This window comes from Providencia sp. PROV109 (assembly GCF_033681625.1).
Lineage (GTDB): Bacteria > Pseudomonadota > Gammaproteobacteria > Enterobacterales > Enterobacteriaceae > Providencia > Providencia hangzhouensis.
In genome coordinates this window covers 2,551,523-2,567,152 of the sequence record NZ_CP096320.1, presented here as the reverse complement: position 1 = coordinate 2,567,152, position 15,630 = coordinate 2,551,523, and the positions used below count along the sequence as shown (strand labels likewise).

The following is a 15,630-nucleotide window of genomic DNA, read 5'->3' as shown; positions in this document are numbered from 1 at the left end:
TATGTCACTAGAAGCTTTTTATACCCTTATTCGCTTTATTCATTTTATCGCTGCAATATTGATGTGTGGAATGTCAATATTTGCAGTGGTACTTAGTCGTGAGCCATTTAATTATTTGCTCAGCCGCTATTTGAATAAAGGTATTTTCTTCTGCGCCATCGTTACCGTGTTAACAACTTTTGGTTGGATGCTTGCACAAGCAGGCCTGATGGGAGATGGTTGGCAAGATAGTATCGATTTGGATATATGGCAAGGGGTTTTAGGGACGTCATTCGGTCAAGTATGGCGTTGGGAACTTTTGTCATCTGTATTATTGTTATTGGTTTTATTTGTAAAACCAATCCAATTGCGATTGAAACTCATATTGGTTTTTTCAGTGATCCTACTTGGTTTGCATGCTTTTATTGGGCACGCGGCTATGCATGATGGCTTACTCGGAACCCTCCATCGCATCAATCAATTCATTCATCTTATTAGTTCAGCCTATTGGTTTGGCGGTTTGTGGCCATTTTTAATTTGCATTCAATTTTTACGCAATAAAAAAGAAATGGTCGAAGGGATGGATAAACACATTGTGAATACCATGATGCGTTTTTCGCGTTATGGTCACATCGCTGTTGCACTGGTTATTATTACTGGAGTCATTAGTGCAATAACGCTCTTACCTGGCTGGCCATTAAACTATTCAGGGTCAGAATACCAATCACTACTTTGGTTTAAGATCATTTTAGTGGGGGGAATGCTTCTATTGGCTATTATCAATCGCTATTACATCGTACCTATTATTAAACAAAAAGGGCGGGTCAACACCCTAATTATTAACAGTTGGGTTGAGTTACTGTTAGGGACTATGGCTATCCTTTCGGTGGCGATTTTTGCAAGCTACCAGCCAATCTAGCTAAACTTTTATATTTAATTGATAATAACGCAAAGATATCTTCAATGTTTGATAAGGCACTACCATGAAATTTAAACTCATTATTTGCACACTGTTATTGGCTGGTACCGTAAGTACCGCTTTTTCTGCACCGTTAACATCCGTGAGTAAGAAACAATTTGGAGATGATTGGCCATTTACTCGTGAGGAGGTCATGTTAGAGTGCCGCCATAATGGGGCTTTGGTCGTTATTAACCCTGCGACATTAATGCAATATCCATTAAATGATATTGCAACTGAATTGATGAATAAAAAAGAAATTAAAGCACAGCCTATCGATGTGCTGCTTAAGCCTATCGATAGCACCAAGACAGTTGTGGAAAGAATATTACCTATAAAAGAAGCCGCTGAAAAGTTGTGTGTTAGCAACTAAGCTGATAGCAAAGTAAAACCATTAGAGCATAAAGGAAGTGGTGAATTAATAAATTATCATTGTTATTCAATTAGTTGATTGATTGAAAGGTTTGAATGATTAGGTGAATAGGTTTAACCTATTAAACAAATAGTTCAATATTATAAAATCAAGAAATAAATTGTGTTAATAATATGTGAAAATATTGATAATAAACATGGTAAGAACGTGCATTGAAAGCTAGTATTAGAGTGTACTTTGTTACGTCTCAATGGCAATTTTAGCGCACGGCTCTGCCAGAGCCATTTCCCAAGGCCCGGTAATCGGAATCTACCAGGCCTCTTTTTTTGCCTATTATTTTGTTAGCTCTCATTTCATATCAGCTTCTCAGTTCCTACCTACTTATATGCTTAGTCAATAGCCTAAGTGTACTAACAAAATTCTTAAGCAAGTTTCATCACCCAATGGTGATTTTTTTTATCATAACGATCACGATAGAGCAGGACTGGTTTTTCATCTAAAGTTGCAGGAATACTTGTATGCTCGTCCCAGCCATCAAGCTGCATGCAAAAATCGGTATCAGAATCACATGGAATACTCACTGTGTCGCTTTTATGGGAAGCCATAACTGCATCATTAATTTCATAGGAAGATATTTTCAATTTTACAATACACATAACTGCACCTCATTCATTGATTTTAACTATGTATAAACAGCCCAATGAAATTAAGCATAGTATAAATGGAATTAATTTCCAAAATAATTTTTATGACGTATGAAGGGTTAGGGTGCTATATGTGGTTAATATGCACCCTAATAGTGGTTATTTTTTAGGAATAGAAGTTCCCCAGTCCATGTAATCTTTAGGGGGTTCCAACTTCAGGATGAAATGCTGTTCAGGCTTGGCTTTTGGGGCTAAAGGCACTGACGGCGGGGTTGCGAAGGAAATGCCACCGCGTACAAATTGTTTGAAAGTCCCACTCTTGGCGACACCACCAGTTAAACCAAATGAGAAATTAAAACCGGAAGATTGCCAAAATTCTGTATTATTGCGAATGAGATATTGGTATTCCTTGCCAATGCGTGTGGCAACATATACGCGATCGGAAAGCTCTCCCAAATATAGACCTGTAACAACACCGACTTCTAGGCCTCTGAATAAAATAGGCGTGCCAACTTGAACGGAGCCGACATCACTCGCATCAAGGTAAATAGTTAAACCGTCTAGATAACGCGAGTCTGTAATATTTGCAGCTTGTAATTCAAATTGATAACGGCTTTTATTATTACGTCCTGGCTCAGCACTAATATAGGGTTGTAATATGCTATCTAAATTATTTAAACCCGCAGGGGATAATTCAGGTGTTACAACTGCGAAACGGCTTCCTAACCGGGTAAAAGCACTGACATATTCAGGGTATAGAATGGCTTTTGCTTGTACTTCACGTTTATCAGATGACAATTTTAATGATTCAATTTGGCCAATATTGATGCCCAAATAACGGATAGGCATGCCTTCTGAGAGTTTTGATGCATCAAATGTTGTTAATGTAATGATGCTTCCTATTGCTTTCGCGGAGGTTTCATTTGGATAAAGTGTGTGTTGGCGAGCAGTATTGGCAACACCTCCATCCAGATTATCAAAGCTAATTGCACCGCTAATGGCTCGGCTCAGCGGTGCCGCTTGAACGGTTAAACCATTACCATTAAGTTGAACTTTTGCACCACCTTCAGCCCAAAATACACTGTTTTCAGTGAGTAAGTGAAGATATTCATTTGAGATATTTACATTGATCGCAAACCCAGCCTTGGTCGGTTTAATGGCAATTATTTTGCCGACTGCAAATTGGCGATAAAGAACAACAGAGCCTGCCTGAATGTCTGGTAATGTTGTGGTATTGAGAGTGATAGTTGTGGGTGGTAAAGCCCCTAAAATACCCGCTTTTGCATTATCATCACTACGATATAAAGGAAAAGTTTCTGGGAGTTTTTCTTGGCTTTGTCCTGCTATCAGATGAATACCACCATCTAACCACTCTTGGGGAGTAGCTCCTTGGAATTGTAATCCATTAAGACCTAATTGGATATCCACTCGGCTATTAGCAACAAACTTGCTGTCTTCTCGAACAAGATGTTGGAACTCATCATATATCAGGATATTAAAATTTACTTTCTCAGTTGCTAAGTGACGCTGTAACACCTCGCCAATTTGAATGCCTTTATAAACAATAGGTTGACCTTTATCGACGCCATAAGTGTCATGTGCCCAAAGTGTTAGCAACAGGGGGTCTTTACCATCTTGTTCTGCGGTTTGGGCTATTTTTTTACTGTCTTGTAGGACAAATTTTTGCCCTTCTTCTGCTTGTGGGCTGTCTTGTGGTGAATCAAAAGCAATGGCGCCATTTATAACAGCAGAAAGGCTTTCCATTTTTACGCTAGCGCCAGATTTAAGGTCAAAGCTGCCTTGTAGCCCTGACACATTCCAAAACTGGCTCTCTTTACGGACCAAGTGAACATAAGGTTTTTTGACAACGGCAGAAATGGAAACCCCTTGGTTATCAGGCAAAATGGTGTAGTCTGAAATATAACCAACAGGGACTTTCCGGTAATAAATAGGCGAGTTTTCATTCAGTGAGCCTAAATCTGGAGCAGTCAGGTGAATAAGTAATTCACCTTTATCAATGTCTAGCTGCGGTGGTGTGTCTTGTGCAACAAAAGAGAACTGTTCTGTTCCTGTGCTTGGTAACATACCAATGTAATTTCCACCAACTAAAGCATCAAGACCAGAAACACCCGCTAACGATGCTTTGGGGGTCACTAACCAAAATTTAGTCCCTGAATTTAAGGCTGGTCGCATATCTTTATTCACACTAGCAGTGACAATGATGGTTTTCATATTTTTACTGATAGCAACAGATTGTACTAAACCTACTTCAACACCTTGATACCGGATAGGCGTTCTATTGGCGACGACTCCAGGTGCGGATGTAAACTCAATAGTGATATCCGTTCCTCGTTCAGCCCAATGTTGAAACAAAAGCCAGCCTGCAATGAAAATAGCGACTAAAGGCAATAGCCAGAAAGGCGAAATTTGCCTGCGTTTGCGTAATATGGCTTCTGATATTTCTTCAGAGGGTTCATTTTGTAGGTTTTGATTTTCCATAAGAATCCCAAATTAAACGGCTATCTAACCACTCAACAGCCAAAATTGTTAAAATAACGGCTGAACCAAAATACAGTGCGGCTGGCCCCATAGTAAAAGACATGAGTTGATCACGGTTAACGAGTGTCATCATCAAGGCGATGACAAATAAATCTAGCATTGACCAACGACCAATCCACGAAACAAACCTAAGTAATTTCATACGTAAAATAGGGTCAGTATTGCTTTTTAAATGAATAGAAAACAGTAGCAATATCATAATAATAATCTTAATAAATGGAACCAGTATACTGGCGATGAATACAATAACTGCGATTGGCCAGTTACCTGAATCAATTAAAGAGACAACCCCAGAATAAATGGTGTCTTCTAAGCGCTGTCCATTGAGATAAAAAATAGAGATTGGCATTAAATTAGCAGGAAACAATAACACCATGGCAGCAATTAGTGCGGCCCAAGTTTTTTGTAAGCTATAAGGTTCCCGATAATGAAGAGGGCGATGACATCGTTTGCATTTCCCATTCCAATTTGCGGGCCCAGTGTAATGGCAAGCCGTGCAAGTTAGCGAGTTATCTTGTACTTTTTTATTATTGATGGGATAAAATTTTTGCCATAACTCATCTAGGTTTATGTGGATGAGAATTAATAAACTGAGAATAGACATAGTAATAAAAGCCACTAAGCCATGCCCAATGAATACACTTGCGTAATCTTGCATTTTAATGGCGGCAATACCCAATGCTATTAGGTAAACATCTAACATAACCCATTCTTTGATGTGGCTTAACACTAAAAGAATAGGCCGGAGATTCAAATTGATATGCTGACCAATAGATAACAATAAAATTAAAATTGGTAATAATAAGGGGGCTGCAATAGCACAAAAAGCCACTATACTGGCAGTAAATGGATCCCCTTGTTGATTAATTAAGCGTATACCTTCAATGACATTTGCATTAATTTGGCTTCCTAATAAATGAATAGAAATAAGGGGTTGCCAAAAAGCAATGGGAGCAAGCATCAGTAATGTGATAGCCAGTATTGATAAACGGTTGAGTGACCAAGAACGTCCATCATTAAGTTGACTAGAACAGCGAGGACAAACAACGACTTGTCGTACGTTGGCTCGAGGGGTTAGTAGCTTCTGATTGCAATGATTACAACGTTGAAAAAGCAAATCAGTGTGGTTAATGTAGTTCATATTGACTCATTTTAGGTGGTTACCTAGATGTAATCTAGTGTAAAAAAATTTACCTCAAAGTGACAAATTGGTAACCTTAGGGCTACGCTTACAAACATTCGATTAATTGCTTGATTATTACAAGAAATAATTATGGATAAAAAGAAGTATTATCTTGAACTTTCGGACAATCTCTCTGCATTACTTGCAGGTGAGTATGATTTAATTGCAACTTTAGCAAATACCAGTGCATTATTATATGAATATTTAGAAGGGGTTAACTGGGCTGGTTTTTATCTCAGTAATGGGCAAGAATTAGTTCTGGGTCCTTTCCAAGGTAAAGTTGCGTGTGTTCGAATTCCTTTTGGTAAAGGCGTTTGTGGTACAGCTTTTAGTAATAACCAAGTTCAGCGTATAGAAGATGTTCATGCCTTCCCAGGTCATATTGCCTGTGATGCAGCAAGTAACGCTGAAATTGTGTTCCCTTTGGTAGTTAGTGGGCAAATTATCGGGGTTTTAGATATTGATAGCCCAAATATTAGCCAATTCGACCAAGAAGACGAAAAAGGGCTACAACACCTTGTAAACCAGTTGTGCCAACATCTGGCAATGTGTTCTATGCCTAAATATCACTAAATAATGGTCAGTTAAATTAATAGTAACGTGGCAATTGTCAGCAACACGATTATAATGTCGGCTTGTTCATGCCCGTGAGGTTGGCAAAATCGTTGTTATCAGGAAATTTCATGGAAAATCAACCTAAGTTGAATAGTAGTAAAGAAGTTATCGCATTTCTAGCAGAGCGTTTTCCTCGCTGTTTTATCGCTGAAGGCGAAGCACGTCCGTTAAAAGTCGGAATTTTTCAAGATATCGTAGGATGCTTAAAAGAAGAAGATGGTATTAGCAAAACGCAATTGCGTTCTGCGTTACGCATGTATACTTCTAGCTGGCGTTATCTCTACGGTGTTAAAGAGGGCGCTAAACGCGTTGACTTAAATGGTGAAGATTGTGGTGAATTAGATGCAGAACATATTGCTCATGCGCGCCAACAATTAGCCGAGGCTAAAGCTCGCGTTCAAGCACAACGTGCTGAACAAAAAGCACAAAAACGTCCAGCAGCGAAAAAAGCGAGTGAGAAAACCCCTCGTAATCAAGATGCAGCTAAAGAAAAAACGCCTCGTCGCCGTCCGTCAGATAATAAAGAACGCTCGCAAAATACATCTGCTAAAGCCCCTCGTCGTAATACACCTGCGCCAGAGCAAAATCTGAAATCAGTCACTGATATCAATACCCTTCAAATTGGTCAAACTTTGAAAGTGAAAGTCGGTACCAGTGTGATGGACGCCTCTGTGCTGGAAATTGCGAAAGATGGTGTTAGGGTTCAATTGCCAACAGGGCTGGCAATGATTGTACGCGCGGAACATTTAAAGTTCTGATACGGAGGTCAATCAGGTCATGAACAAACTTCTTAAAATTGCATTGGTGGTAAGTCTAGCGACTTTTGGCAGTGCAATAGCTAATACTCAAGCAGTGGCTCCGGTCACTGCGGCTCAGTTACCTGTCTTAAAACAGAGTGCACAGCACGGTACTGTGAGTGAAAGGGTCACCTCTCGGTTTACTCGCTCACATTATCGCCAATTCGATTTAGACAATGCGTTTTCTGGGAAGATATTTGATCGTTATCTCAATATGTTAGATTTCGGTCATAATGTTTTACTTCAATCCGATATTGACCAATACGCCAAAGATAAAGGCAAAGTGGGTCAGTGGCTTGAGGATGGCAAATTAGATACGTTCTATGACCTGTATAACCTGTCTCAGGAAAGACGTTTCGAGCGCTTTAAATATGCATTGGCTCGTTTAGAGCAACCCATCGATTTAAATGCGACTGATTCTATTGAAGTTGACCGTTCAAAATCACCATGGCCTAAAGATAAGCAAGAGCTTGATCGTCTATGGGACCAAAAAGTGCGTTATGATTGGTTGAATTTAAAACTATCAGGTAAAGATGATAAAGAAATCAAAGAGAAACTGACAAAACGCTATAATTTTGCGTTGCGGCGTTTAACGCAAGCGCAAAGTGAAGACGTTTTTCAATTGATAGTTAACTCTTTCGCTCGTGAAATTGATCCACACACAAGTTATCTGTCGCCTCGTAATACTGAACAATTTAATTCAGAAATGAGCTTATCATTAGAAGGAATTGGTGCGGTATTACAGCAAGATGACGAAAATACGGTTATTAACTCATTAGTTGCTGGGGGGCCAGCTGCTAAAAGTAAAGAGCTAAAAGTCGGCGATAAAATTATCGGTGTTGGCCAAACGGGTAAACCTATTGTTGATGTGGTTGGCTGGCGCCTTGATGATGTGGTTGCTTTAATTAAAGGCCCGAAAGGAAGTAAAGTTCGGTTAGAAGTCGTTTCTGATACTAAAGGGGCGAAACCTCATATTGTCACCATAGTTCGGGAGCAGATCCGACTGGAAGACCGAGCAGTCAAACTGACGATTAAACAGCAAGGTAAAGATAAAGTTGCTGTTTTAGATATTCCTGGTTTTTATGTTGGTTTAACCAATGATGTTAAAACTCAATTGCAAAACTTGGCTAAAGATAATGTTTCCGCATTGGTTATTGATTTACGCGGTAATGGTGGTGGAGCATTAACCGAAGCGGTCTCTTTATCAGGTTTGTTTATTCCGAAAGGGCCAATTGTTCAAGTTCGTGATAATAACGGTCAAGTTCGCCAAGATATTGATGATGACGATGTTATTTATTATAAGGGGCCTCTTGTTGTTTTAGTCGACCGCTTTAGTGCATCCGCATCTGAGATTTTTGCTGCAGCAATGCAAGATTATGGCAGAGCGATGATTGTTGGGGAACCGACCTTTGGTAAAGGAACTGTTCAGCAGCACCGTAGTTTGAGCCGTGTTTACGATCAAATGCTAAAACCAGAATGGCCTTCATTAGGTTCTGTCCAATATACCATTCAGAAGTTTTACCGAGTTAATGGTGGTAGCACACAACGTGAAGGTGTAACCCCTGATGTGATAATGCCTACAGGCCAAGACCCAGCTGAAACTGGAGAAAGCTTTGAGGACAATGCATTACCATGGGATAGTATTCCACCGGCAAAATATACACCTGTTGGTAATGTGTCTTCTGATTTATCACCAATAAAAACTCAGCATTTGGCACGTATTAGCAAAGACCCTGAATTCAACTATATTGATGAAGATATTGCTCGCTATAAAGTAAACAAAGAGAGTAAGAATCTTATTTCGCTCAACTATGCAGAGCGCCAAAAAGAAGATTCAGAACTTGAAGCGACAAAATTGAAACGTATAAATGAACGTAATACTCGGGAAGGTAAACCACTATTGAAATCAATTGATGATTTGCCTAAAGATTACGAGGGGCCAGACCCATACCTCGATGAAACGGTGAAAATGGCGATCGACTTAGCTAATCAACATGCTAAGCTATTATCAAATAATAAATAATATTCTCTTAGTGTTTAACGGAATTAAGCCAGCGAAAGCTGGCTTAATTTTTTGAGTTTCTTTAACGCTATCTTAATCCGCTTAGAAAATAGAAAATCAAATGTTAATTTATTGTTAATTTTGGTGTTTTTAGTCAGTAGCTATTAAATTAGTGCAGTTTTATTCTTTATTTATTTTATTTTCCAAAACGACTGACTGAAATTGATGATTAATTATAGGTTTCTTTACCTTTACTTAATTTATCCTAAACTTTTGGTATAGCTTTCCTTAACAACGAGACAATACCATGCGTAAATTATTTGTAGGATTAATGGCAGTTAGTGTAATGATGATTGCATCTATTAATACAGCGAATGCAAGAAATTACCCATGTTCTGGAAGTAAAGGGGGAATAGATCGCTGTGAAGATGGTAAATTTATTTGTAATGATGGTTCAACAAGTCGCTCAGAGCAAGTGTGTACCATAGAATTAAAAAATGATATTAACAGCAAAGCGAAAGCGGCTGGTGCTTCGATTGGTGCAGGTGTTGCTAAACAATCAAGTAAACCATCGGTTTCTGACTCAATAAAGAGCACGAGTGATAAAGCCAGTAAAACAGCCTCTGATAAAGCAAGCAAAGCCAGTAAAACAGCCTCTGATAAAGCAAGCAAAGCCAGTGATAAAGCATCAGATACAGCTAAGATAGTAAAAGAAAAAGCCGCTAAAACGACAGATAAAGAATCAGCAAAAGCGGTGAAAGAAAAAGCTAGCAAAGCGACAGATAAAGAATCAGTAAAAGCGGTGAAAGAAAAAGCTAGCAAAACGGCAGATAAAGAGCCAGCAAAAGCAGTGAAAGAGAAAGCTAGCAAAACGACAGATAAAGAGCCAGCAAAAGCAGTGAAAGAGAAAGCTAGCAAAGCGGCAGATAAAGAATCAGCAAAAGCGGTAAAAGAAAAAGCGTCTAAAGCCAAAGATAAAGAAACAGCTAAGACAGCAAAAGAGAAATCAACAAAATCGACTAAAGAGAAAACTAATTAGCGCGAGAACTAAACAACAGACAGCGATAGAACAGAATAGTGCCACTTAATGTGGCATTATTTTTTAATAGAGTGGAAGTAAAAGTAAATATTCATTCATTTGGCAAACAATGTGAGTGATAATATAGATAAATACACTAAATTGTTTTTGGTGATTGGCTAACTAGCTTTATCGTTTCAATTACAAATAGCTTTGAATTTAAATGGTTACAAAATGAGCCTTTAAAAACAAATGGTTAAATTCTTACTAAAGAAGTTATCATTTATTTAGAGCATAATGATGAGTTTTGAACGCAGCTATGTAAAGTTATGTTATTTTTTAGGGTTTTCGCGTTAATGCACTTGAAAAAGTGTGAAAAAACCTTATTTATAAAGTAAATTCTACGTATATTTGTTTTTACCAAGGAATACATAAAAAATGATGAGAATTGCTTTATTCTTACTCACAAACTTAGCGGTTATGTTTGTGTTTGGGATAATCCTAAGCTTAACTGGGATCAGAGGTAGTAGTGTCCAAGGCCTCATGATCATGGCTGGCCTATTTGGTTTTGGTGGTGCTTTCATATCACTACTGATGTCCAAATGGATGGCTCTAAAATCAGTGGGTGGTGAGGTTATTGAAACTCCACGTAACCAAACAGAACAGTGGTTAGTATCAACTGTTGAGCGTCAAGCAAAACAAGTTGGAATTCAGATGCCACAAGTGGCTATTTATCATGCTCCAGATATTAACGCGTTTGCAACAGGGGCTCGCCGTGATGCTTCGCTTGTTGCAGTAAGTACTGGGCTATTAGAGAATATGAGCCGTGATGAGGCTGAAGCTGTTATCGCTCATGAAATTAGCCACATCGCGAATGGTGACATGGTGACGATGACCTTATTACAAGGTGTGGTGAACACGTTCGTCATCTTTATTTCACGTATTATCGCACAGGTTGCGGCAGGCTTTATGTCCAACAGTGATAACGAAAGTGAAAGTAGTAATGGTAACCCAATGGTTTATTTTGCGGTTTCCATGGTACTTGAAATCGTCTTCGGTATTTTGGCAAGCATCATTACTATGTGGTTCTCTCGTTATCGTGAGTTCCATGCGGACGCGGGTTCTGCAAAATTAGTCGGCCGTGAAAAGATGATAGCTGCATTGCAACGGTTGAAAACGAGCTATGAGCCACAAGAAGAAGGCCGTTTGATGGCGTTTTGCATCAATGGTCGTGGTAAAGCATTCAGTGAATTATTTTTATCACACCCACCATTAGACAAACGTATTGAAGCATTGCGCTCAGGTGAATATTTAAAATAGCCTAAATAATAGTCTAAAGTTAGCTTTAAATAGACAACGATTTTAGTATCTGCCCAGTAATAATTTAATTACTGGGCATTTTTTATCTATACAATATGATAAATATGCTCCCTCAAAATACCCATTCATAGCTAACAAACTCAATTCTAATTCTGACTCGCAATAAATTGTATTAATAACTGTAATCGATAAATCACAAGTGAGCTTACTCACAATCTTTTATTTTAAATGATGAATTACTGAAAATTTGTTCGCTTTTATTTTACTTTTAATCTTTATTAGATTGATAAGGAATTGTTATGAATTCGATTGTTTTGTTAATTAATATGAATTAATTGGAGGTAGGATGGATTTGATAACTACGTGGTTAAGTGAACTAAATGGAGTGGTTTGGGGAGTACCAATGCTGGTTGGGATCTTAGGCGTTGGTATTTATATGCAAATCCGGCTTGCATTTTTACCGATAAGAAAAATTGGGACAGGTTTTAAGTTATTGTTTCAAAAGAATGAATCACGCGGTGAGGGACAAATATCACCTTTTAATGCATTAATGACAGCGTTATCGGCAACGATTGGTACAGGGAATATTGCCGGAGTTGCAACCGCAGTGGTCATGGGAGGGCCGGGAGCGTTATTCTGGATGTGGATGACGGCGTTGGTAGGAATGGCAACAAAATACTCTGAGGCGGTGTTAGCTGTCCGTTTTCGTGAAGTCGATAAATATGGCCAATATATTGGTGGCCCAATGTACTACATTAAAAATGGATTAGGCCCTAAATGGATTTGGCTGGGAACACTGTTTGCCTTCTTCGGTGCATGTGCCAGTTTTGGTATCGGCAATACGGTACAAGCGAACTCAGTGGCAGATGTGCTAGAAAGTAACTTTGGTGTGCATAAATGGTTGACCGCAGGGGCTTTAGTTTTATTAGTTGGTGCGGTATTGATTGGTGGGCTGCGACGTATTTCTGATGTTGCAGGAAAACTTGTCCCATTTATGACTGTTGCCTATTTTGGCGCGGGGGTCATTGTGCTTGGTATTTATTTTACTGAGATCCCTGCGGCACTTTCTCTGGTTGTTACCTCGGCTTTTAACCCTGTTGCTGCTCAAGGTGGGTTTGCGGGGGCTGCTGTATGGGCTGCAATACGCTTTGGGGTTGCACGAGGCGTATTTTCCAATGAAGCAGGTTTGGGGAGTGCACCTATCGCCCATGCCGCTGCAAAAACACAAAACCCTATTCGCCAAGGACTCATTGCGATGTTAGGAACATTTATTGACACTATCATTGTGTGCTCTGTCACAGGGTTAACTATCATTATTACTGGTGGTTGGCTGACCAGTGAAACAGGCGCGACATTAACCGCATCATCATTCCAAACGGCAATTCCCGGTGGAAATTATATTGTTGCTATCGCATTAGCCGTGTTTGCATTTACCACTATTCTGGGTTGGAGCTTTTATGGCGAAAAATGTGTGCAATATTTATTTGGGTTGCGAGCAATAAAGCCGTACAGAGTTTTATGGCTGATTGCTTTACCTATCGGCGCAACACAATCACTTGATTTTGTTTGGTTGTTGGCAGATACACTAAATGCCATGATGGCGATCCCTAATTTGATTGCCTTGTTACTTTTAAGCCCTGTTGTTTATCGGTTAACACGTGACCATATAAAAGATGTGAACGCAGACAGCATTGATATGGCAAAACAGTTGTACGACAATAAATCATAATCTATTGATAATAAGCTTCATTTTAATAGTGAAGCTTATTATTTCATTAATATCTCTCCTCTCATTCATCAAGCCTATCGATAGGTAATATATAAATCATCTATTTTTATAGGTAAAATTACGGGATGGCGTTAAATGCGCTATGCTTAGAAGAGAAGTTGTAAACCATGCGTATTTTATAAATTAAACAAGGGGATAGAATGGATATTCTGGAGAAAACGTTATTGTTTGGTAATGATTTTTTGACAACGACAAATCCCGCTAGGTTAGTTCCGTTTAAATTTGAGATCTACCGTTCTGAGCAAGGTTTTTACCATCGGATTTATAAGCAAGTTGGTATGTCAGGCGCTAACTTTGGGCAAACGTTTGAAGTGTGGGCTTTTGAAGAACAGAAAAGTTGGGATAAGCAAACCGACGATACAACAGTCGATGAATATATTCAGCATTGCCAAGATATTTATAAACGGAATAATACATAAGTTTTAGAAAAAAAAGCCCCCTTCATAGGGTTCTGAAGGGGGAGCTAAATGAATAAAGAATGGTTTAATTCATGAACAAAGATAGATGATTTTCATGATTAAAACTTAGTTATTTGTGCAGTTTAAACCACTTTATAGCATGTATATCCTTAAAATAGCATTTATCGCTAAATAATCTATTGGCGATACGCTGTTTTTATCTGTTCTAACGTATTTTTATAGGTTTCTGCCTGTTTTTCGTCTTCCATTTGTGCAACTTCACGTTGCATCTTGACCAAAATCTTACCTGCATCAGCTTGGCCGATAGCTTTTAGCATATGCGTTAATAAGTTTTTTAGGCAAGTAACTTCATCTGCTAAGGTATTAACGTTAGGTTCAGTAGGAAAATGGTTTTTCATTAAAGCGGTCCTTTAAGCATAAAAATAATAGTGAGATTGTAGCATAGAAAGTAATGCGATGTATTTTCAGATAACTGAATGTAATAAATATTCAGATAAATGACTTAAATTTGAACGAATAATGAAACAGAATAGTCGAGAGAATAAAAATAAGCAGACATGATATTGTTCTTGCCAATTAGGCAAAGAGGAGCCTTTATGAGTAATGAAAAAATGTGATACAATTCACATAAAAAGAGTTATTAGCAACCTAGCTTGCTTAGTGACAACTCAATCCTGTATGAAATACCAATATCCTTTCGCAGCAATTTTTACGCACAATTAAACCGTTGTGTATGTTATTTGTGGGAAAGTAAAGGCTAAGAGAAATATGACGCAAGTTTCTAGAAAAACAGCTTGGATCCGTGTAATAGCACTAGCGGTCGCTGCATTTGTTTTTAACACAACAGAGTTTGTGCCTGTAGCATTACTCAGTGATATTGCAAAAAGCTTTGATATGACGGTCGCACATACTGGATTGATGATAACAATCTACGCGTGGGTTGTGGCTTTGATGTCGTTACCTTTAATGCTATTAACCAGTAAAATAGAGCGTCGCAAATTATTAGCTTTTTTATTCGTTATTTTTGTTATTAGCCACATTATTTCAGGGTTTGCGTGGAGTTTTGATATTCTAATAGCAGGGCGTATTGGCGTTGCATTATCCCATGCGGTATTTTGGTCAATTACTGCATCTTTAGCTATTCGGGTTGCTCCTGCAGGTAAAAAAGCCCAAGCTCTTGGGTTATTAGCAACGGGGACCGCTTTAGCGACAGTATTAGGGCTTCCCCTTGGTCGAGTGGTTGGGCAGTTTTTAGGCTGGCGGGCGACGTTTTTAGGTATTGGTATCATTGCATTGTTTACTATGGTTGTGTTGATCCGTTTTTTACCTCGTTTACCAAGTGAACATTCTGGTTCGTTAAAAAGTGTTCCTATGCTATTCCAACGGCCTGCACTCGTAGGAATGTTCGCATTAACTGTTTTAGCTGTTACCGCACATTTTACAGCTTACAGCTATATTGAACCTTTTGTTCGAGAGGTTGCATTGCAAAGCCAAAATTTTGCTACTTTACTACTACTGATTTTTGGTGGTGCCGGTATTTTCGGAAGCGTAATATTTAGTCGTTACAGCAGCAAGTTTTCATTATCATTTTTACCTGCAGCAATCGCATTTATGACGATTTGTTTATTATTGCTGATGCCATTAGGTAGAGATGTTTGGTCTTTGGTTATGTTATCAGTGTTCTGGGGAATGGCGATGATGTGCATTGGCTTAGGGATGCAAGTTAAGGTGATTGATTTATCTCCAGATGCTACTGACTTGGCAATGTCAATTTTCTCTGGAATTTTTAATATTGGTATTGGCGCTGGTGCGCTGTTAGGTAACCAAGTTATTGTTCATTTGGGGATGACTAAAATTGGTTATATTGGTGGTACGATCGGTCTGATAGCCTTTGCTTTATGTGTTTATCTATTCAAGCGCTATAGTGAATCTCTTACTGATAGAATAGACGTAGCTACAAATCATTAACTCGTC

General features: G+C 38.7%; 14 protein-coding genes. 10 read left to right on the top strand and 4 right to left on the bottom strand.

Features of this window, described 5'->3' with window-relative positions; genetic code table 11:
• Window position 1: 1 nt before the first annotated feature.
• A complete protein-coding gene (gene copD / locus M1F25_RS11825) occupies window positions 2-898 on the top strand; it encodes a copper homeostasis membrane protein CopD (RefSeq protein ID WP_094960505.1) in 897 nt (298 codons plus the stop codon).
• 64 nt (window positions 899-962) lie between these two features.
• Window positions 963-1,310 (top strand): YebY family protein, encoded by a 348-nt coding sequence (locus tag M1F25_RS11820; protein WP_004253900.1) that lies wholly within the window; start codon window positions 963-965, stop codon window positions 1,308-1,310.
• A gap of 422 nt (window positions 1,311-1,732) precedes the next feature.
• Here the strand turns inward: M1F25_RS11820 and M1F25_RS11815 are convergent, their stop codons facing one another.
• The 3 genes from M1F25_RS11815 to yebS all read right to left on the bottom strand — a co-directional run bounded on the left by M1F25_RS11815 (window position 1,733) and on the right by yebS (window position 5,654).
• The gene (locus M1F25_RS11815) at window positions 1,733-1,966 is read right to left on the bottom strand and encodes a DUF1480 family protein (RefSeq protein WP_181487932.1); all 234 of its coding nucleotides are present in this window, start codon (window positions 1,964-1,966) and stop codon (window positions 1,733-1,735) included.
• 147 nt (window positions 1,967-2,113) lie between these two features.
• Window positions 2,114-4,453, bottom strand: a complete 2,340-nt coding sequence (locus M1F25_RS11810) for a PqiB family protein (RefSeq protein WP_004253906.1) — start codon at window positions 4,451-4,453, stop codon at window positions 2,114-2,116.
• Window positions 4,428-5,654, bottom strand: a complete 1,227-nt coding sequence (gene yebS, locus M1F25_RS11805) for a membrane integrity lipid transport subunit YebS (protein ID WP_094960507.1) — start codon at window positions 5,652-5,654, stop codon at window positions 4,428-4,430. The genes M1F25_RS11810 and yebS overlap by 26 nt, the downstream gene beginning before the upstream one ends.
• Window positions 5,655-5,786: 132 nt before the next feature.
• On the opposite strand from yebS, the gene M1F25_RS11800 reads away from it, so the two are divergent.
• From M1F25_RS11800 to M1F25_RS11770, 7 genes are all read left to right on the top strand, one after another.
• On the top strand, window positions 5,787-6,269 hold the full coding sequence (locus M1F25_RS11800) for a GAF domain-containing protein (protein WP_004253911.1): 483 nt from the start codon (window positions 5,787-5,789) through the stop codon (window positions 6,267-6,269).
• 110 nt (window positions 6,270-6,379) lie between these two features.
• A complete protein-coding gene (proQ, locus tag M1F25_RS11795; RefSeq protein ID WP_036957687.1) occupies window positions 6,380-7,069 on the top strand; it encodes an RNA chaperone ProQ in 690 nt (229 codons plus the stop codon).
• Between the two features lie 19 nt (window positions 7,070-7,088).
• Window positions 7,089-9,131, top strand: a complete 2,043-nt coding sequence (prc, locus tag M1F25_RS11790; RefSeq protein WP_181487930.1) for a carboxy terminal-processing peptidase — start codon at window positions 7,089-7,091, stop codon at window positions 9,129-9,131.
• A gap of 286 nt (window positions 9,132-9,417) precedes the next feature.
• Window positions 9,418-10,149, top strand: a complete 732-nt coding sequence (locus tag M1F25_RS11785; RefSeq protein WP_180311934.1) for a cell envelope biogenesis protein TolA — start codon at window positions 9,418-9,420, stop codon at window positions 10,147-10,149.
• A 417-nt stretch (window positions 10,150-10,566) separates the two neighbouring features.
• Complete coding sequence (htpX, locus tag M1F25_RS11780) at window positions 10,567-11,448, top strand: protease HtpX (protein WP_004253918.1); 882 nt, start codon at window positions 10,567-10,569, stop codon at window positions 11,446-11,448.
• Window positions 11,449-11,794: 346 nt separating this feature from the next.
• Complete coding sequence (locus tag M1F25_RS11775; RefSeq protein WP_094960510.1) at window positions 11,795-13,177, top strand: alanine/glycine:cation symporter family protein; 1,383 nt, start codon at window positions 11,795-11,797, stop codon at window positions 13,175-13,177.
• Between the two features lie 200 nt (window positions 13,178-13,377).
• Window positions 13,378-13,656 (top strand): hypothetical protein, encoded by a 279-nt coding sequence (locus M1F25_RS11770; protein WP_004253921.1) that lies wholly within the window; start codon window positions 13,378-13,380, stop codon window positions 13,654-13,656.
• Window positions 13,657-13,832: 176 nt separating this feature from the next.
• On the opposite strand, the gene M1F25_RS11765 is transcribed toward M1F25_RS11770, so the two are convergent.
• Window positions 13,833-14,054, bottom strand: coding sequence for a DUF2594 family protein (locus M1F25_RS11765; protein ID WP_004253922.1), 222 nt, complete (start codon window positions 14,052-14,054; stop codon window positions 13,833-13,835).
• A gap of 370 nt (window positions 14,055-14,424) precedes the next feature.
• Between M1F25_RS11765 and M1F25_RS11760 the strand changes: the two genes are divergently transcribed.
• On the top strand, window positions 14,425-15,624 hold the full coding sequence (locus M1F25_RS11760) for a sugar transporter (protein WP_181487928.1): 1,200 nt from the start codon (window positions 14,425-14,427) through the stop codon (window positions 15,622-15,624).
• The last annotated feature ends 6 nt before the right edge of the window (window positions 15,625-15,630 follow it).